Source organism: Pseudomonas asplenii, from assembly GCF_900105475.1.
In the GTDB taxonomy this organism is placed as follows: domain Bacteria; phylum Pseudomonadota; class Gammaproteobacteria; order Pseudomonadales; family Pseudomonadaceae; genus Aquipseudomonas; species Aquipseudomonas asplenii.
Genome location: NZ_LT629777.1, coordinates 3,841,169 through 3,859,342, shown reverse-complemented (window position 1 = coordinate 3,859,342; position 18,174 = coordinate 3,841,169). Strand labels below are relative to the sequence as shown.

Here is an 18,174-nt window from a genome sequence, read left to right as displayed (position 1 = left end):
GCAGCCACTACGCTGGGGCAATACTCAACCCCGGACAAAACGTGCGCTGTCAGGCCAGGCTTTTGCTGACCACCTCAAAGACGTCCGCCGAAAGTTCGCCCGAAGCACGGATGCGCTCCAGTTCGGCCTTCATCAGCGCCTGGCGAGCCTTGTCGTATTTGCGCCAGCGGGTCAGCGGCGCCAGTTGGCGCGAGGCAATCTGCGGGTTCAGCGCGTTGAGCTGGATCACGATCTCCGCCAGGAAGCGATAGCCGGAACCGTCCGCCGCATGGAAGTTGATCAGATTCTGCCCGGCAAACGCACCGATCAGCGCGCGCACCTTGTTCGGGTTGCGCAAGGTGAAGGACGGATGCTCCATCAGGGCCTTGACCCGCTCCAGACCACCCGGCCGCGTGCTGCCGGCCTGGACGCTGAACCATTGGTCCATGACCAGCGGATTGTCCTTGAAGTGCTCGGCAAAATCGGCCAGGGCCTTGACCTTCTCCGCCTCGAACGGCGAGTTCACCAACACCGCCAGGGCGGTCAGGCGCTCGGTCATGTTGTCGGCGGCCTCGAACTGCTCCAGAGTCGCAGCCAGCACTTGCGGCTTGCCACTGAGCATCAGGTACGACAGCGCGATGTTCTGCAGCGCACGACGGGCGAAATGCTCGTTCTCGGCGATGTAGGCGGTGTTCTTCGACACCTCGCGGTTGGCCTGGTAACGCTGCCACAGACCGTCGAACAGCTGCTCGGCCAGTTGCTGGCGGGCGAACTCACGGGCCGCATGAATCGAGTCGACCTCCGCCACTTCGCTGATCTCGGTGAGATACGCCTCACTCGGCAATGACAGCATCTCGGCAACCATCGCCTGGTCCAGTTGCTCGTTGGCCAACACGCTGCGCAGCGCAACGACCAGGCGCTGATCGAGCACCAGCGGCTCACCCTTGTGGTGCTGCTCGATCAGTTCCTGCAGCACCTGCACCGACAATTGCTGACCCGCGTCCCAACGGTTGAAACCATCGCTGTCATGCTGCATCAGGAACATCAGCTGGTCGCGGTCGTAGGGGAAGCTCAGTTTGACCGGCGCCGAGAAACCGCGCAGCAGCGACGGCAACGGTTTGGCGGCCACACCGACAAAGGTGAAGGTCTGTTCGGCTTCACTCACCGACAGCACGCGGCTGGTGGCTCCCGCTGCCGACTCACCCACCAGTTGCAGGGCGATTTCACCGCCCTGGGCATCCAGCAGGCCCAACTCGACCGGAATCACGAACGGCAGTTTTTCCTGCTTGTCCGGGGTTTGCGGGCAGCTCTGGCGGAAGGTCAGGCTGTAGGTCTGCGCCTGCGCATCGTAGCGTTCGCTGACCGCCAGACGCGGCGTGCCGGCCTGGCTGTACCAGCGCTTGAACTGGGTCAGGTCGACACCGTTGGCGTCTTCCATGGCCTTGACGAAGTCATCACAGGTCACCGCCTGGCCGTCATGGCGTTCGAAATACAGATCGCTGCCCTTGCGGAAACCTTCGGCACCCAACAGGGTGTGAATCATGCCGACCACTTCCGAGCCTTTCTCGTAAACGGTCAGGGTGTAGAAGTTGGAGATTTCGATGAAGCTGTCCGGACGCACCGCGTGGGCCATGGGACCGGCGTCCTCGGCGAACTGATGGGTGCGCAGGTAGGCGACATCCTGGATGCGCTTGACCGTGCGCGAGTTCATGTCCGAGGAGAAACCGGCATCGCGGAACACGGTGAAACCTTCCTTGAGCGACAGCTGGAACCAGTCGCGGCAGGTCACGCGGTTGCCCGACCAGTTGTGGAAGTATTCGTGGGCGACGATCGCCTCGACCCGCTGGTGGGCGGCATCGGTGGCGGTTTCGGCGCGGGCCAGCACGGCACTGGAGTTGAAGATGTTGAGACCCTTGTTCTCCATGGCGCCCATGTTGAAGTCGTTGACCGCAACGATCATGAAGATGTCCAGGTCGTACTCACGGCCATAGACCTCTTCGTCCCAGCGCATGGACTTCTTCAGGCTGTTCATGGCGTGCTGGCACTTGTCGATGTTTTCCGGCTCGACATAGATGCGCAGCGCCACATCGCGCCCGGTCATGGTGGTGAAGCTGTCCTCGACGCACCACAGGTCACCGGCCACCAGCGCGAACAGGTAGGCCGGTTTCATGAACGGGTCTTCCCAGGTCGCCCAGTGCCGGCCGTCATCCTGCGGGCCAGTGCCAATCGGGTTGCCGTTGGACAGCAGGACCGGGTACTGATGCTGCTCGGCGACCACCGTGGTGGTGAACCGGCTCATCACGTCCGGGCGGTCGAGGTAGTAGGTGATCTTGCGAAAGCCCTCGGCCTCGCACTGGGTGCAGAACATGCCACTGGATTTGTACAAGCCTTCCAGCGCGGTGTTGCTCTCCGGGTGGATCTTCACGCTGGTGTCGACGGTGAAGGTCGCGCTCGCCGGGTGCAGGGTCAGGTGGTTCTCGTCCAACTGGTAGTCCGAGGCGGCAAGCTCACGGTCGTCCAGGCTGACCGACAAGAGTTCGAGCAACTGGCCGTCCAGTACCAGCGGCGGCAGCCCTGCCCCGCGTGACGGGTTGCGGCGCATCAGCAGTTGCGCATGGACCAGGGTATGGTCCTCGAACAACTCGAAGGTCAGGTGCGTCTCGTCGATCAGGTACTCGGGGGCCTGATAGTCCTTCAGATAGATCATCTTCGGCTGTTCGGTGCGCATGGGTGCGTCCTTTTACTGATGTACGGCGAGCTGGTAGGCCGTGTATTTACGGATATTGATCACGCCGGTGTCGAAGATCAGGTATTGGCCCTTGATCCCCATCAGCGTGCCTTCGGCAATCGGGTTCTTGTCCAGGTTGAAGCTGACGATCTTGGTCGGGTAAGCCTCGATCGGGTAACGGATTTCCAGGGGCTCGATGTCCAGCACCGGCTGAATCGCCTGGAGACCGAAACGCTCCTGAAGAGCCAGCAGGCCCTCGGCGCAGGACTCGAACAACTGGTCACGTACCTGGCGCAGGTCCACCGCTGGTGCATCGCCCTTGAGCAAGGCGCGCCAATTGGTCTTGTCGGCCACCTGGCTGCGGAACAGGTCCTCGACGAAGCCGGACTGCTGACGGGTCGCCACGCGCATGATCGGCAACGCCTGGCTGGCGCCCTGGTCGAGCCAGCGGGTCGGCAACTGGGTGGCGCGGGTGATGCCGACCTTGATCCCCGACGAGTTGGCCAGGTAGACCACATGGTCGGTCATGCAGAACTGTTCACCCCAGGCCGGCTCGCGGCAGGTGCCGGCGTCATAGTGGCAGCGTTCCGGACTCATGATGCAGGTGTCACATTGCGCCAGCTTGGTCATGCACGGGTAACAGTAACCCTGGCTGAAACTGGTCTTGGTCTTGCGCCCGCAATGGCTGCAATGGATGGCGCCGAGAAACTCCAGGCGCAACTTCTGGCCGATCAACGGATTGACCGGCACCTCGCTGTCACCCAGGCGAAACGTATATTGCACGGTCGAGGCGTCCAGACGCGTCGACATCTTGCTGACTGCACCACGGCCTAGCTCGATCAATGGATGGCATCCGACTTGAACAGGATGTTCGGGATCGACTCGGACTTCGACGCACATTCCTGCGGGCCCATGTAGCCGGTACGTTGGTCTTCCGGCAGGTTCTGGGTTTCCCAGGCGATCATCGCCTGCAACGACAGCTCGCGCTGCTCGGTGGTGAGCTTGCGGCCATCGGACCATTTGCCGATTTCCACGGCCAGTTTCAGGCTCTGGTAGATATCGGGGGTGATGTTTTCAATCATTTCGCTGAAAGAGGACATTAAAAGTCTCCAGACTTTTTCAAGACATTTGAATCAGGCAGCCAGTCTACGCCGGGACCACAGCCCACCCAACAGACCGGTGAAACATCCGATGAGCAGCCCGCCGACGTGGGCACCGTTGGCGATTTCGCCGAAGCCGATCAGCGAGATCAGCCCGGAGAGGCACACCAGCAACCAGATCAGCATCATCGCCAGTACGCCACGGGGCAGCCGGTAGACCGGGTTGGGCGCCAGCCACTGGTAGATCCAGCAGTGGCCGAGCAGGCCATAGAGCACGCCGGACAGGCCACCGAACAGGGTCGGGCCGCTGACGTAGTATTGGCTGAAGTTCGACACCAGGCTGAACAGCAGCGTCAGCCCCAGCAGATTGATCCCGCCCTGGTGCCGCTCGATGCGCTTGCCCAGCTCCCAGTACCACATGCCGTTCATGGCAATGTGCAGAAAGCCGAAATGCAGCAGCATCGGCGTCACCAACCGCCACCATTGCCCCGCTGCCAGACCATCGTCCAGGGGGGTGAAGCGGATGTACTCGCCGCTCACCTGGAAATCGAGGAAGGTGAACCAGTGCACCATCGACAGGTTGTCGCCCAGCCAGGTGATCACGCCGACCACCAGGGTCAGCAACAGGACCATTGCGGTGACCGGGCTGTGGCGCACCTGAAGGGCCAGGCTCGGACGGCTCGGCGCGGACGCTACAGGTGCCGGTGGCAACACCTCCAACTGATTGTGCGGATCGCCCTCGGGAAAACGCTGATAGAGCGCCAACACATCGGCGCTGGCCGACTCCGGCACCCACAGTACCTGCTCACCACCCTCTTCGGTGACGCGGTGCGGCACCTGCAGGCGTTGCAGCAGTTCGACGAAACCACTGAGGTCGGTACCCAGTGGCAGACGCAGGATGGCAGTGGCGGTCATCTCGGAACCTCGGGGCGCTCGACATCGACCCAGACGAACTTGTTCGGGTCGAGTTGGGTTTCCGCATCCAGGCGATAGGCCGCCAACTTGCCATACAGCACCGCACTGTAGTCCAGGCAGGCCAGGTTCGGTCGGATCGGCATCGGCCGACCACTGCGCCAGTAGTGCCCGACGAACAGCATCGGTTCCTCCAGGCCGTAACGCAGCAAGGCGTTTTTTTCGTGCGGCGACAGTGGCTTGCGCGCCACCTGCTCGGGCAAGGCGTCGGGCTGGAAGACGATATCGCCATAGGTCTGCGGATCGTCCTCCCAGAATTTGGTACGGAAGAACGCACGGGTCAGGCCGTCGCCGCCGGTCAGGGTCAAGCCGTCCGGCAGGCGCATGTCGGTGCCGCGCAGCAGGCGGTTGAATACGGTGCAGGCAAAGCTGCCGGACACCGCCGAAGCCTGGACGAAATGCTCGTCGATGCGACCGTGCGGATATTGCGCACGCAGCGGTTCGATCAACCCGGCATCCCAACAGGCATGGACGACACGGAACCGTCCGGCATCGAGAAACAACGGCAACTCATAGAACCAGCCGAGGAAATCATGCCAGTCGCCCGGGTGCCCTTCGAACTGGGTCAGGGTTTCCTGCAGCAGACGAACATGGCGCGGCGTGTGCTCACGGACGAACTGCTTGCCGCTGCCAGGCGGCGCCTCGGTGGTCCAGCCCAGGGCATTGAACTCGTGGTTGCCCATGATGCACAGCGCCTGCCCGGCCTCGACCATGTCGTGGACGATATGCAGCGCCTCGCGGATCCGCGGGCCTCGGTCGATGATATCGCCGAGGAACACCGCCATCCGCGAAGGGTGACGCCAGACCCCCCCCAGTTTGTGATAACCGAGCATGTCCAGCAGATGTTCGAGAGTATGAGCGCAACCGTGCACATCACCGATCAGATCGTAGCCACGCGCGGGATCGAGCATCAGTCGTCTCCACCGCCCAACCGGCTGCCCCAGCCGAGTTTGGTCCTGCAGACTTCGTAGTAGTTGTGATCCAGCGGGTGGATCAGCCGCAGTTTCTGCGGTTTCTTGCTGATGGTCACCGTATCACCCGGCGCACAGGTGAAATGGTTCTGACCATCGCAGGAGACTTGGGGGTAGATCTGCATGTCCCGGGATACCACGATTTTCAACTCGCTGTTGCCATCCACCACAATGGGGCGGCTGGACAAGGTATGGGGGTACATCGGCACGATCACAATAGCATCGAGCTTGGGATGCATGATCGGGCCGCCGGCCGACAGCGCGTAGGCGGTGGAACCGGTGGGGGTGGCGACGATCAGGCCGTCGGCCTTCTGGCTGCAGACGAACTGGCCGTCGATATACAACTCGAATTCGATCATCCGCGTCGACTTGCCGGGATGCAGCACCACGTCGTTCAGCGCATCGCCCTGGCCGATGGCTTCCGCATGGCGGCGCACCTCGGCTTGCAGCAGGAAGCGGTTCTCCACCAGGTAGTGACCGTCCAGGACCTTGGCCACTTCGACTTCGAGGTCATCCGGGCGAATGTCGGTGAGAAACCCCAGGTTGCCCCGGTTGATCCCCAGCACCGGCACGTTGTGCCGCGCCAGCGCACGCGCAGCGCCCAGCAGGCTGCCATCACCGCCAACGACGATGACCATGTCGCAGACCTCGCCGAGCATCTTCCGCGAAGAGGTCTGCAGGCCATGGCCCGGCAGGACTTCGGCGATGGTGTCTTCGAGGATCACATGCATGTGCCGTTCGAGAAGAAAGCGCTTGAGGCGGCGAACGGTATCCAGCACCTGCGAACTGCCCAGGCGGCCAATGATGCCGATATTGCGAAATTGCTCCATGGGGCTCCTGAAAAGGTTCTGCGGCAGGCAAAAGAACGATTATGGGCGAAAGCCGGCCTGAGACAAAATCCTTTCAGCCTTGAAGCAAACGGCTATGCTCGCAGAATGATCCTGTTTCCCGGCTTGCTCAACCTCCCCCGACAGTTGCGCCACCCCGAAGTGCGCGACCTGGCCTGGGTCATCCTCGCGCCGCCGATGCTCGTCGATACGCCCGGGCCACAGCGCCATCCGCTGGCCGGCAGCGACTGGGTGCAGGCACCGCAGCAACTGGAACGCTGGCTGCGGCAACTGGACCATGATCCTGAGCCCTTGCAGCACTGGCTGGCCCAGGCCGCCACGCGCCGGCTGGGGCTGTACTACGAGCGACTCTGGCAGTTCGCCGTACGCCATGCCCCGGGGATCGAACTGATCGGCGCCAACCTGCCGATCCGCCGTGACGGCCACACCCTCGGCGAACTCGATATGCTGCTGCGTGACCGCGATGGCGTGCATCACCTGGAACTGGCGATCAAGCTCTACCTCGGACCGCAACAGGGCCGTGGCGAGGAACCGCAGAACTGGCTCGGCCCCGGCTGCCATGATCGCCTGGATCGCAAGCTGACGCACCTGAGCCAACACCAGTTGCCCATGTCTGCACGCGCGGAAAGCCGCGAGACCCTGGCGGCACTGGGCATCGGCGCGTTCAGTGCGCAGTTGTGGCTTGGGGGCTACCTGCTCTATCCATGGCCCGGCAATGCCTGCCCGCCGCGGGGTGCTCACCCGCAACACCTGCAGGGGCGCTGGCTGCATCAGCGCGACTGGGCGGACTTTCGCATGCAGAGCCCTCCCGGCCGCTGGCAACCGCTGCCACGCCATGCCTGGCTGGCCCCGGCGAACTATCCCGACGATCAGGCCTGGACCGAAGAACGACTGGATGACTGGCTCGCTCAGCTCGATCCCATGGCGCCGGCCCAATTGCTGGTCCGCCTGACGCAAAACACCGACGGCGATTGGGCAGAAGCCGAGCGGCTATTTCTGGTGGCCGACCTGTGGCCGAATATACCGGGCTCGGCCTGAACCGAGTGCCAGACTGACGCCACCTGATCGCCGATACGGACGATTGAAGCCCCTCCTGCGCCCTCAACGCTCAGCCTCAGGCGAAGGGTTCAAAAAAGTATTAAAGTGCAGCAAAGACTCCGTTGCCAAAAAGCGGAGCTTCACGCCGTGATGAGTGAGGAACAACGTATGCCCTGGAAGAATAGCGACAGCCGCTACAGCAGCCTGTCTATTGCCCTGCACTGGCTGATGCTGGTGCTGCTGGTGGCTGTCTACTGCTGTATCGAATTGCGCGGCCAGTTTCCAAAGGGCAGCGGTGGCCGGAGCTTGATCGTCGAGTTTCACTACATGCTCGGGCTGACCGTGTTCCTGCTGGTCTGGCTGCGACTGGTGGCGCGGGTCATCGGCATGGCGCCGAAGATCGTGCCAACGCCACCGACCTGGCAGACGCTGCTGGCGAAGCTGATGCACATCGCCTTGTACCTGTTCATGATCGCCACGCCACTGCTGGGCTGGCTGGTGGTCAGCGGCCAGGGCCATGCCGTGATGTTCTATGGCATCGACTTGCCGACGCTGATCGCCGAGAACCGCCCACTGGCCAAGGAAATCAAGGGCTGGCATGAGCTGGCCGGCAGTCTCGGCTACTGGTTGATCGGCCTGCACGCACTGGCCGGGCTCTATCATCACTATGTCGTGCGCGATAACACCCTGGCGCGGATCATGCCAAAGCTTCACCGATGAAACCGCGACGTCCCTGCAACCCGCCGGTATGAACGAAGACCAGGCGGGTGCCGGGGGCGAACTGGCCACTGTTGACCTGCCGGTGTAGTGCCATCAGCGCCTTGCCGGTGTAGAGCGGTTCCAGCGGCACGCCGCTCTGTTCTTCACTGCGGGAGATGAACGCCTGCAAATCGGCATCGATCCTGGCGAATCCACCACGGCAGGCGTCGACCAGCTCATAACCGCCGTCGGTCATTGCGGCCTCCTCAAGAATCCTCGCCATCGATGGCGCGACCCCGTGGTCGCCCGGTACCGCCAGTGCCGCATGCACCGTTCGCCGACCCGCTTCGGCCAACACCAGACCGGCAGCGGTGGTACCGGTTCCGGCCGCCAGCCACCACCCGTGGAAGTCCGCCCAGCCGAGTTGTGGAAGTTGCGCCTCGACCATTTTGCGCAGAACCGCACAACCGAGCGCCCCCGCCAGCCCGCCACCGCCCTCGGGCACCGCATGCAGATGCGGGTAGCGGGCTTGCCAGGGTGCCCAGAAGCCCGGCTCATGGCGCTTGCGATAGCCCTCGTAGCCGAGCCAGTGCAGTTCCATGCCGAAGGTTTGCAGATCGAGGACAGTCGGGGTTTGCAGTGGATGCCCGCGTAGCAGGCCGACGGTGGCAAAACCGAAGCGCCGGCCCGCTGCGGCCAGGGCATGCAAGTGATTGGAATGGGCACCACCCAGGCTGATCAGCCCTTCGGCCTTGGCCTGGCGGGCGGCGGCGAGGTGCTCGGTGAGCTTGAACCACTTGTTGCCGCTGATCAGCGGGTCGATCCGGTCCAGGCGCAGGACGGCCACCTCGACGCCGGCCCGGGCGAGCCAGTCGAGGTGCAGGGGTTCAAGCGGCGCGTGGGGGCGCCAGTCGGGCGGTGGCAACATCGGGTGAAGCTCGCGAGGCAATGTGACGCCAGTCTATCAGCCTCTGAAGGTGTATCGACTGCCGTTCCCGGGAACCCAGTGGCGAGCGGACTTGCTCGTGCTCGGCCGCGAAGCGGGCGCAGGACCGGCTATCGCGGCGTATCTGATGCCCTGCGGGCTCAGGCTTTGGGGCTGCTGCGCACAAGTCCTCTCACCACAGGATGTATTGGCCTGCTTGTAGCGGGCCTTCAGAGCTCGGCAGCCAGCCGCGAACCCTGGTTGATCGCCCGCTTGGCATCCAGCTCCGCCGCGACATCCGCGCCACCGATCAGGTGCACGTTCTGACCCGCCGCCAACAAACCGTCCTGCAACTCGCGCAGCGGATCCTGGCCGGCACAGATGACCACGTTGTCCACCGGCAACACCTGCGGTTCGTCCTCGCCAATCCGGATGTGCAGGCCCTCATCATCGATTTTCAGGTACTCGACGCTGTTGAGCATCTGCACCCGCTTGTTCTTCAACCCGGTGCGGTGAATCCAGCCGGTGGTCTTGCCCAGTCCATCACCGACCTTGGACGCCTTGCGTTGCAGCAGGAACACCTGACGCGCCGGCGCAGGGACCTCGGGCTTGATCCCGGCAACACCGCCCCGCGCCTCGAGCCGGGTATCGATGCCCCACTCGTGCCAGAACGCCTGGCGATCCTGGCTGGTGGCAACGCCCTGGTGCACGAGGAACTCCGAAACATCGAAACCGATTCCGCCGGCACCGATCACCGCGACCTTGTTGCCTACCGGCTTGCGCCCCAGCAACACATCCAGGTAGCTCAGCACCTTGGGGTGATCGATTCCGGGAATGGCCGGCAGTCGTGGTGCGATACCGGTGGCCAGCACAATCTCGTCGTAACCACCGGCGACCAGTTGCGCAACGTCGACACGGGTATCGAGGCACAACTCGACCTGGGTGGTCTGCAGCTTGCGTTTGAAGTAGCGCAGGGTTTCGTAGAACTCCTCCTTGCCCGGCACCCGCTTGGCGACGTTGAACTGGCCGCCGATCTCGCTGGCAGAGTCGAACAGTGTCACCTGGTGCCCGCGCTCGGCGGCCACGGTCGCCGCCGCCAGCCCGGCAGGGCCGGCACCGACCACGGCGATCTTCTTGATCTGCCGGACCGGCAGGTAGTTGAGCTCGGTCTCATGGCAGGCCCGCGGGTTGACCAGGCACGAAGTCAGCTTGCCGCCGAAGGTGTGGTCCAGGCAGGCCTGATTGCAACCGATACAGGTATTGATTTCATCGCCACGCCCGGCTGCCGCCTTGTTGACGAAGTCCGGGTCGGCCAGGAATGGCCGGGCCATGGAAACCATGTCGGCATCGCCTTCAGCCAGCACCTGCTCGGCGATTTCCGGGGTGTTGATGCGATTGGTGGTGATCAGCGGAATCGACACCGAGCCACGCAGTTTGGCGGTCACCTTGGTGAACGCAGCGCGCGGCACCTTGGTGGCGATGGTCGGAATCCGCGCCTCGTGCCAGCCGATCCCGGTATTGATGATCGTCGCGCCGGCCTGCTCGATAGCCTTGGCCAGTTGCACGATCTCTTCCCAGGTACTGCCGCCTTCAACCAGGTCCAGCATCGACAGACGGAAGATGATGATGAAATCCGTGCCGACCGCTTCACGTACCCGCCGGGCGATTTCCACCGGCAGACGCATGCGGTTCTCGTAGCTGCCGCCCCAGCGGTCGGTACGGTGGTTGGTGTGGGCGGCAAGGAACTGGTTGATGAAATAGCCTTCAGATCCCATGACCTCGACGCCGTCGTAACCGGCGAACTGGGCCAGGGTCGAACAGGTGACGAAATCGGCGATCTGTTTCTCGATCCCCGCCTCGTCCAGCTCCTTCGGCTTGAACGGGTTGATCGGCGCCTGGATCGCGCTCGGCGCTACCTGTTTCGGACTGTAGGCATAACGCCCGGCATGCAGGATCTGCATGCAGATCTTGCCGCCTGCCTCATGCACGGCGCGGGTGACGCTGCGGTGCTGCTCCGCTTCCTCGCGGGTGGTCAGTCGCGCGGCGCCGGAGTACACACCACCTTCCTCGTTCGGCGCGATGCCGCCGGTGACCATCAGGCCAACGCCGCCACGGGCACGCTCGGCGAAATAGGCAGCCATGCGCTCGAAACCGCCGGGCTTTTCTTCCAGGCCGGTGTGCATCGACCCCATCAGGGTGCGGTTGCGCAGCGTGGTGAAGCCCAGGTCGAGCGGGGCCAGCAGATGCGGGTACGGGGTGGCGGTCATGGCAACTCCAGAACAGGCGAAATCACGGAATGCGGGGGCTCTGCGGCTCCCGTCAGGTGTATGAGTGGCACATTAAAGAGCCGCCGGGGACGGCTCAATGATCGAAACTGACAAGTTATTGATCCAAATGCGCAGCAACGCTTGGCAACGGCGTCCATGGGCCCTACCCTAGTCGATGAATTCCGCCCAAGGCCGCCAGCTTTAGCTTCCATGCGCAAATTTTTTGTCGGTATCCTGCTCATTGCCCTGATCGCCGCGCTGACCAGCTACGGCCTCTGGACCCAACAGCGCAGCAGCGGCCACTACCTGTCCGATCTGCGGATCCGGCTCGCGCTGAACCAGGGTGTCCCCGGAGAACATGGCAACCTGCTGGGCATCCAGCCCGAGCTGTTCCCCAGCGACTACCAGAGCCTGCCACGCCTGCACCGCAAGCTCGCCGCCTATCTGCAACAGGCGCGCAGCCTGGGCCTGCTCAACGCCCGAACCGTGGTGGTATTGCCCGAACATGTCGGTACCTGGCTGGTGCTGCGCGGGGAAAAGGACGATATCTTCCAGGCGCTCAACCAGCAGGAGGCGATGAACTGGCTGATGGCCGGTAACCCGCTGAAGTTCACCCATGCCCTGTTCAAGGCCAAGGGCCGCAGCCGCCTGGACGATGCCCGCCTGCGCATGAAGGCCCAGGCCATGGCCAGCGACTACCAGGCGCTGTTCGGCGGCCTGGCGAAAGAATTCGGAGTGACCCTGGTGGCCGGCACCCTCCTGCTGCCGACACCCTTCGTCGAACAGGGCACGCTGAAGTTCGGCAGCGGCTCGCTGTACAACGCCAGCCTGACCTTCGGCGCCGATGGCCGCCCACTCGGCCAGCCGCAACGCCAGTTGTACCCGACCTTCGACCAGCGCGGCTACGTGCTCGGCGCCGCCGACCAGGCGATGAACGTCGTCGACACCCCCGCCGGCCGCCTGGGCATCCTGATCGGCAGCGACAGCTGGTACCCGAACGCCTACCGCCAACTCGACGCCCTGGGGGTCAAACTGATCGCCGTGCCGGCCCATGTCACCGGCAAGGGCAGTTGGGAGCGACCTTGGCGCGGTTTCAGGAGTGCGGTCACGCCGCCCGAGATCGGCCTGCGTCCCGGCGAACTCAGCGAGGGCGAAGCCTGGCATCGACTGACCCTGAACGCCCGGCCGGCGGACAGCCAGTCCATCGCCAGCCTCACGGTGTTCCTGCGCGGCCAACTCTGGGACCAGCGCAGCGCCGGACAAAGCTTCATCAGCTACAACGGGCAGATTCTCACCCAGGACGACGCCGCTGGGCGCGGCGCCCGCCTGATCAATCTGTGGCTGCCATGAAGCCGGTGGCCATGCGCCTGGGCGACCTGTCAGTAGGCTTTGTTCACAGCCTGGCCGATGCGGTACGCGAACGCGGTCACGATCCCGAGGCGTTGCTGGAACAGTACGGCCTGGACACGGCCCGCCTGGCCGAGCCTGGCGCACGACTGTCGATCCCGCGCTACATGCGCCTGGGCCACGCCGCCATCCAGCTCACCGACAACCCGGCGCTGGGCCTGCACATGGGCCGCCTGAGCCGCCTGAGCCAGGCCGGACTGGCCGGCATCACTGCAGCCCAGGCACCGACCGTCCGCGAAGCCGCCCGCGCCCTCACCCGCTTCGAACCCCTTTACGGTTCCAACTACCGTGGTCAATCGAGCTTCCACGAGGATACCGAAGGGGCCTGGCTGCGGTTCTATTCGATCAGCCCGTACAACGCCTACAACCGCTTCGTGGTCGACTCGATCATCGCCGGCTGGCTGAAGCAGTTGTCCAGCGTCGCCGGCCAACCCGTACGGGCCGAACGGATCGAGATCGAGTTCAGCGCTCCGGATTACGCCGCCGACTATCACCTGCTCGGCGACAGCCCGGTGCATTTCGGCGCCGAGATCAACCAGCTACGCCTCGACCAGGCCAGTCTCGGCCTGCGCAACCCGGAACACTGCCCGAGCACCTGGCGGCACCTGCTGCAACTTTGCGAAAGGGAACTGGAACAGTTGACCCGCACCCGCAGCCTGCGTGAACGTATCACTCAGTTACTGGGGCCGTTACTCAATGGCGGCCGGGAACCCGACCTGGAGGAAGTGGCGGCGCGCCTGAAGCTGCCGACCTGGACCTTGCGGCGCAAACTGGCCGAGGAAGGCACGCAGTTTCGCGCGATTCTCAACGACACCCGTCGTGACCTGGCGATGACCTACATTCGTGATACCGAACTGGCTTTTGGCGAAATCGCCTATCTGCTCGGTTTTGCTTCGGCCGAAGCCTTTCAACGCGCCTTCAAACGCTGGAACGGCCAGACCCCCGGCGAATTCCGCCGCAGTCAGCGCCATTCCGCCTGAGCAAAAAAAAACGCCACCGTTTACAGCTCGGTAGCGTCGTCTGCCGGTTCGACAGGGTCCATCTCGAAAGCGTGGTATTCGAGCAGTTCTTCTTGATAATCATCCATTGTGAAACTCCTTGTATTCGCAGGTATAAGCGCTGGTATGACTGACCCGCAGAGCCAGCATAAGTTGCCCATGTGAAGAAAAAATGAAGCGCTCCATTACCAGACGTGCTCCTTGCTAGAAAAACTAGCAGATGGGTCAGGTTTTTTGCCAGTCATTTTTTGTTCATACGAAAAGGAATGCGTTCACAATCAGACAGCCGGCTGCTTTAGCGAGTACCGGCACGGATGAGATGACTGTTCGAATGAGCCCCCCAGGCCATCAGTCGCTACGCAATCGAGGTCGACAAACCCGATCGCGCAGCGATCTGAAACCCGGCCTCACTGAGCCGGCTTGGCCGCTTCGGTGGTGGCCGGGACCGTTGCCGGGGTGGCTTCGGCAGCCGGCGTCGTCGTCTCCGGAGCAGATTCAGCCGGTTTTTCGCTGGCCGGTGTCGCCGGGGCGCTCGGCGCGGCTTCCGGCAGCAGCTTCACGGCTTCCGGAACCGCCGGGGCGGTCAAGACCGGGGCACTGGGACTCGGCTCAACGTGGCCTGGTGCGGCATGAGCAGGCTCTACCGGAGCAGGCTGGGCAGCCTTGGCCGGTTCTGCAGCGGCTTCGGGCTTGACTACAGGTGTAGTGCTTTCCGGCATGCCCAACTCGGCCTTGGGTTTGTCATCGGTGTGTTGCTCTTTCTTCACTTCCGGCGGCAGGAAAAGCTCCACCAGAGTGAAGAACCGATCATAGAACTGCGCCGAGGACACCGTTTCACTGGCGACCTTGACCATCGAATCGTCCGTCGAACCGATCGGCATGGATACCGACCCCAACACACCCACACCCAGGCTCGCGGAGTTATTGACCTTCTTCAACGCGTAGCGGTCCTGCAGGGCGTTGGCAAACATGGTCGAACGCTTGCCGCTGCTGCCATCGGGCGCACAGACGATGCTGAAACTGATTTGCAGGTGAGTCTCGCCGGTCTGCTGAAAACTCTTGTTGCCGGTGATCAGCTTGGGGTCGCTGCTGGTGATGATGTAACCCTGACTGAGCAAGGCACGCCGGGCAGCTTCGCAGGAAGCCTTGTCGCTCACCGAATAGTTGCGTGAGAAGGTTCCGGAATCATCGAAATTCTCATGTTCATAAACGGCGGTCTTGGGCGAGGAGCAACCTGCGGCGCCCACCAGCACCAAGGCCAAGGCCAGGGTACGCAAGTGGAATGATGTCGACATTGATAATCCTGAGTAAAACGGTCCGGGGCGTATTGTGCATCAGATCGCCATGCCAGAGCGCGTGCTTTAGTGTGTTAAACACTGTACGACAGCGTTTTTTCAGGAAAAAGACCTTCGCTCAAATGGTCGATCAATACCCGCAGTTTTGCAGAGGCATGACGACTTGACGGCCACAACACCCGGAAAGTTCCGCTGCGCCCCAGGTAATCGCCCAACGCGCACGCCCATCGGCCACTGCCTGATGGATCATGTACAAGGGTGGCCTGCACAACCGGCCCTGAAATCCGGATGCTTTTTCAGAGGCAAAAAAATGCCCCGACTGGTCGGGGCATTTTCTGTCGCTTCGAGGAGTTCAAGGGCCTCGAAGCCTTGTATGGCGCAGCGGACGGGACTCGAACCCGCGACCCCCGGCGTGACAGGCCGGTATTCTAACCGACTGAACTACCGCTGCGTATCGCTCGGACTTGCGTCCGTTTGAAACCTTTAAAACCCGTGACAGGAAAGCTTCGGTGCTTTCGTTGTCGCAGATTGTCTATCTTGACCGACAGGCAATCTGTACAAAATATGGCGCAGCGGACGGGACTCGAACCCGCGACCCCCGGCGTGACAGGCCGGTATTCTAACCGACTGAACTACCGCTGCGCGTCGGTTGGAGGTTCTTCACAGAACTTCCGATTCTCTTGCGAGACTCTTTCTTGCGAAAGACTCAAGAAGTGGTGGGTGATGACGGGATCGAACCGCCGACCCTCTGCTTGTAAGGCAGATGCTCTCCCGGCTGAGCTAATCACCCTTTGCTTCGCTGAGGCCGCGAAATTTACGCAGGTAGAGAACCTAAGTCAATAGCCCGCTTGAAGTTTTTCTGAAAAAGACACATTCATGTCAGTTCCGGCAGCACAAAACCTCAGGCCCTGCGGGCTACAGCGCCCTACTCGGAATAAATCATCTTCTTGCTCATGCCACCGTCGACCACGAACTCCTGACCGGTGACAAAGCCCGCGCTTTTCGAAAGCAGCCATCCGACCATCGCCGCCACATCCTCGACCGTCCCTACCCGACCCACCGGGTGCTGGGCATGATCGCTCTCACTCAGCGGCTCGGCCCTGCGCTGCGCGGGATCGCGGGCATCGATCCAGCCCGGGCTGACCACGTTCACCCGGATCTCCGGGCCGAGGCTCATCGCCAGCGCATGAGTGAGTGCCAGCAAGCCACCCTTGCTCGCCGCATACGCTTCGGTATCCGGCTCCGACTGCGAGGCCCGGGTCGAGGCAATATTGACGATGGCGCCGCAGTGGGCGCGCAAGTAAGGCACACAGTGTTTGGCTAGCAGCATCGGCCCACTGAGATTCACCGCCAGGACCCGATTCCAGTGCGCCAGATCGAGACTTTCGAGGGTGATGTTGTGCGGGTCGGCAATCGCCGCGTTGCACACCAACGCATCGAGTCGGCCGAACCGGCCCAGTACCTCGGCCACGCCACGCGCCACTTGCGCTTCGTCGGCGACATCCATGGCGATAAAGCAGGCGTTCTCGCCAAGGACTTCAGCCACCTTGGCACCGCGCACGGGGTCGCGGTCGGCCAGTACCACCTGCCAGCTTTCGCTGATCAGCCAGGCGGCAATACCCAGCCCGATACCCCGCGCCGCACCAGTCACCAGCGCGACGCGGCCGTTGCTGCCAACGCTCGCGCCGAAAGCCAACTCGATCACAGCGCAGCCAGACCGCGCGCGAGGTCGGCTTGCAGGTCAGCCACATCTTCCAGGCCGACTGCGACCCGGATCAGGCTGTCGCGGATACCCGCCGCTTCACGCTCCTGCGGCGACAGACGGCCGTGGGAGGTGGTGCTCGGATGGGTGATGGTGGTCTTGCTGTCACCCAGGTTGGCGGTGATCGAGATCATCCGAGTGGCATCGATGAAGCGCCAGGCGCCTTCTTTGCCGCCCTTGACCTCGAAACTCACCACTCCACCGAAACCACGCTGCTGACGCTGGGCCAGTTCGTGTTGCGGATGGCTCTTGAGGCCGGCGTAGTGGACTTTCTCGATGCCGTCTTGCTGTTCCAGCCATTCGGCCAGGGCCAGGGCGCTGGCGCAGTGGGCACGCATGCGCAGGTTGAGGGTTTCCAGGCTCTTGAGGAAGATCCAGGCATTGAACGGGCTGAGGCTCGGCCCGGCAGTGCGCAGAAAGCCGACGACTTCCTTCATCTGCTCGCTGCGACCGCACACCACCCCACCCATGCAACGACCCTGGCCGTCGATGTACTTGGTCGCCGAATGCACCACCACGTCCGCACCCAGCTTCAGCGGCTGTTGTACCGCAGGCGTGCAGAAGCAGTTGTCGACGACCAGCAGCGCGCCCCTGGCATGGGCGATCTGTGCCAGGGCGGCGATATCCACAAGCTCGGCCAACGGGTTCGACGGCGACTCGACGAACAGCAGCTTGGTATTGGGCTTGATCGCCGCGTCCCAGCCGGACAGTTCCGCCAGCGGCACGTAGTCGACCTCGACACCAAAGCGCTTGAAGTACTTCTCGAACAGGCTGATGGTGGAACCGAACACGCTGCGCGACACCAGCACATGGTCGCCGGCGCTGCACAGGCTCATGACCACGGCCATGATCGCCGACATGCCGGTCGAAGTAGCCACGGCCTGCTCGGCGCCTTCCAGGGCGGCAATGCGCTCTTCGAACGAACGCACGGTCGGGTTGGTGTAGCGCGAATAGACGTTACCCGGCACCTCGCCGGCAAAGCGCGCGGCCGCATCGGCGGCAGTACGGAAAACATAGCTGGAAGTGAAGAACAACGGATCGCTGTGCTCGCCTTCCGGAGTACGGTGTTGACCGGCACGAACGGCCAGGGTGTCGAAGGCTACGCCGTCGAGATCGCTGTCCAGCCGACCGGCATCCCATTCCTGACTCATGCTGCCACTCCTTGCTCAATCTTTGGAAGATACA

The 18,174-nt window shown here is 62.9% G+C and carries 15 protein-coding genes and 3 tRNA genes; 4 read left to right on the top strand and 14 right to left on the bottom strand.

What is annotated here, in order from left to right; genetic code table 11:
* Positions 1 to 49 precede the first annotated feature (49 nt).
* Genes pepN through BLU37_RS17725 form a run of 6 tightly spaced genes read right to left on the bottom strand, consistent with a single transcriptional unit; the run spans position 50 to position 6,580 of the window.
* Positions 50 to 2,707, bottom strand: a complete 2,658-nt coding sequence (gene pepN, locus BLU37_RS17750; protein WP_090207075.1) for an aminopeptidase N — start codon at positions 2,705 to 2,707, stop codon at positions 50 to 52.
* Between the two features lie 12 nt (positions 2,708 to 2,719).
* Positions 2,720 to 3,550 (bottom strand): DUF2797 domain-containing protein, encoded by an 831-nt coding sequence (locus tag BLU37_RS17745; RefSeq protein ID WP_026007503.1) that lies wholly within the window; start codon positions 3,548 to 3,550, stop codon positions 2,720 to 2,722.
* The gene (locus tag BLU37_RS17740; protein WP_010446000.1) at positions 3,547 to 3,807 is read right to left on the bottom strand and encodes a YeaC family protein; all 261 of its coding nucleotides are present in this window, start codon (positions 3,805 to 3,807) and stop codon (positions 3,547 to 3,549) included. Before BLU37_RS17740 ends, BLU37_RS17745 begins: the two co-directional genes overlap by 4 nt.
* Before the next feature lie 33 nt (positions 3,808 to 3,840).
* On the bottom strand, positions 3,841 to 4,722 hold the full coding sequence (locus BLU37_RS17735; RefSeq protein WP_019361216.1) for a rhomboid family intramembrane serine protease: 882 nt from the start codon (positions 4,720 to 4,722) through the stop codon (positions 3,841 to 3,843).
* Positions 4,719 to 5,693, bottom strand: a complete 975-nt coding sequence (locus BLU37_RS17730; protein ID WP_172833119.1) for a metallophosphoesterase — start codon at positions 5,691 to 5,693, stop codon at positions 4,719 to 4,721. Before BLU37_RS17730 ends, BLU37_RS17735 begins: the two co-directional genes overlap by 4 nt.
* Positions 5,690 to 6,580 carry an NAD(+) kinase gene (locus BLU37_RS17725; protein ID WP_010445996.1) on the bottom strand — a complete coding sequence of 297 codons (891 nt, stop codon included), beginning with the start codon at positions 6,578 to 6,580 and terminating at the stop codon, positions 5,690 to 5,692. The genes BLU37_RS17730 and BLU37_RS17725 overlap by 4 nt, the downstream gene beginning before the upstream one ends.
* Here BLU37_RS17725 and BLU37_RS17720 point away from each other — a divergent pair.
* The gene (locus BLU37_RS17720; protein WP_408003603.1) at positions 6,476 to 7,636 is read left to right on the top strand and encodes a DUF1853 family protein; all 1,161 of its coding nucleotides are present in this window, start codon (positions 6,476 to 6,478) and stop codon (positions 7,634 to 7,636) included. The genes BLU37_RS17725 and BLU37_RS17720 overlap by 105 nt on opposite strands.
* Positions 7,637 to 7,804: 168 nt before the next feature.
* Positions 7,805 to 8,356, top strand: a complete 552-nt coding sequence (locus tag BLU37_RS17715) for a cytochrome b (RefSeq protein WP_019361219.1) — start codon at positions 7,805 to 7,807, stop codon at positions 8,354 to 8,356.
* Here BLU37_RS17715 and BLU37_RS17710 read toward each other — a convergent pair.
* Positions 8,334 to 9,263, bottom strand: coding sequence for a 1-aminocyclopropane-1-carboxylate deaminase/D-cysteine desulfhydrase (locus BLU37_RS17710; RefSeq protein WP_090207066.1), 930 nt, complete (start codon positions 9,261 to 9,263; stop codon positions 8,334 to 8,336). The two genes, BLU37_RS17715 and BLU37_RS17710, sit on opposite strands and share 23 nt — an antisense overlap.
* A 227-nt stretch (positions 9,264 to 9,490) precedes the next feature.
* Complete coding sequence (locus tag BLU37_RS17705) at positions 9,491 to 11,527, bottom strand: NADPH-dependent 2,4-dienoyl-CoA reductase (RefSeq protein WP_090207064.1); 2,037 nt, start codon at positions 11,525 to 11,527, stop codon at positions 9,491 to 9,493.
* A gap of 210 nt (positions 11,528 to 11,737) precedes the next feature.
* Here BLU37_RS17705 and BLU37_RS17700 point away from each other — a divergent pair, with 210 nt between their 5' ends.
* The gene (locus tag BLU37_RS17700) at positions 11,738 to 12,877 is read left to right on the top strand and encodes a nitrilase-related carbon-nitrogen hydrolase (RefSeq protein WP_010445988.1); all 1,140 of its coding nucleotides are present in this window, start codon (positions 11,738 to 11,740) and stop codon (positions 12,875 to 12,877) included.
* Positions 12,874 to 13,914 carry an AraC family transcriptional regulator gene (locus tag BLU37_RS17695; protein ID WP_026007504.1) on the top strand — a complete coding sequence of 347 codons (1,041 nt, stop codon included), beginning with the start codon at positions 12,874 to 12,876 and terminating at the stop codon, positions 13,912 to 13,914. Before BLU37_RS17700 ends, BLU37_RS17695 begins: the two co-directional genes overlap by 4 nt.
* 425 nt (positions 13,915 to 14,339) lie before the next feature.
* Here the strand turns inward: BLU37_RS17695 and BLU37_RS17690 are convergent, their stop codons facing one another.
* From BLU37_RS17690 to BLU37_RS17665, 6 genes are all read right to left on the bottom strand, one after another.
* A complete protein-coding gene (locus BLU37_RS17690; protein ID WP_090207061.1) occupies positions 14,340 to 15,227 on the bottom strand; it encodes a DUF2242 domain-containing protein in 888 nt (295 codons plus the stop codon).
* A gap of 374 nt (positions 15,228 to 15,601) precedes the next feature.
* Positions 15,602 to 15,678: transfer RNA gene (locus tag BLU37_RS17685), tRNA-Asp, on the bottom strand.
* 114 nt (positions 15,679 to 15,792) lie between these two features.
* Positions 15,793 to 15,869: transfer RNA gene (locus BLU37_RS17680), tRNA-Asp, on the bottom strand.
* 72 nt (positions 15,870 to 15,941) lie between these two features.
* A tRNA-Val gene (locus BLU37_RS17675) sits at positions 15,942 to 16,017 on the bottom strand.
* A 135-nt stretch (positions 16,018 to 16,152) separates the two neighbouring features.
* Entirely contained in the window at positions 16,153 to 16,932 is a 780-nt protein-coding gene (locus BLU37_RS17670; protein WP_090207058.1) for an SDR family oxidoreductase, read from the bottom strand.
* Positions 16,929 to 18,140 (bottom strand): O-succinylhomoserine sulfhydrylase, encoded by a 1,212-nt coding sequence (locus tag BLU37_RS17665; protein WP_029533388.1) that lies wholly within the window; start codon positions 18,138 to 18,140, stop codon positions 16,929 to 16,931. The genes BLU37_RS17670 and BLU37_RS17665 overlap by 4 nt, the downstream gene beginning before the upstream one ends.
* Positions 18,141 to 18,174 lie beyond the last annotated feature (34 nt).

Excerpts from the sequence above, each read along its gene's own strand:
- pepN (WP_090207075.1), bottom strand. The coding sequence starts at position 2,707 with ATGCGCACCGAACAGCCGAAGATGATCTATCTGAAGGACTATCAGGCC.
- BLU37_RS17740 (WP_010446000.1), bottom strand. The coding sequence starts at position 3,807 with ATGTCCTCTTTCAGCGAAATGATTGAAAACATCACCCCCGATATCTAC.
- BLU37_RS17735 (WP_019361216.1), bottom strand. The coding sequence starts at position 4,722 with ATGACCGCCACTGCCATCCTGCGTCTGCCACTGGGTACCGACCTCAGT.
- BLU37_RS17720 (WP_408003603.1), top strand. The coding sequence starts at position 6,476 with ATGCATGTGCCGTTCGAGAAGAAAGCGCTTGAGGCGGCGAACGGTATC.
- BLU37_RS17725 (WP_010445996.1), bottom strand. The coding sequence starts at position 6,580 with ATGGAGCAATTTCGCAATATCGGCATCATTGGCCGCCTGGGCAGTTCG.
- BLU37_RS17715 (WP_019361219.1), top strand. The coding sequence starts at position 7,805 with ATGCCCTGGAAGAATAGCGACAGCCGCTACAGCAGCCTGTCTATTGCC.
- BLU37_RS17710 (WP_090207066.1), bottom strand. The coding sequence starts at position 9,263 with ATGTTGCCACCGCCCGACTGGCGCCCCCACGCGCCGCTTGAACCCCTG.
- BLU37_RS17705 (WP_090207064.1), bottom strand. The coding sequence starts at position 11,527 with ATGACCGCCACCCCGTACCCGCATCTGCTGGCCCCGCTCGACCTGGGC.
- BLU37_RS17700 (WP_010445988.1), top strand. The coding sequence starts at position 11,738 with ATGCGCAAATTTTTTGTCGGTATCCTGCTCATTGCCCTGATCGCCGCG.
- BLU37_RS17695 (WP_026007504.1), top strand. The coding sequence starts at position 12,874 with ATGAAGCCGGTGGCCATGCGCCTGGGCGACCTGTCAGTAGGCTTTGTT.
- BLU37_RS17690 (WP_090207061.1), bottom strand. The coding sequence starts at position 15,227 with ATGTCGACATCATTCCACTTGCGTACCCTGGCCTTGGCCTTGGTGCTG.
- BLU37_RS17665 (WP_029533388.1), bottom strand. The coding sequence starts at position 18,140 with ATGAGTCAGGAATGGGATGCCGGTCGGCTGGACAGCGATCTCGACGGC.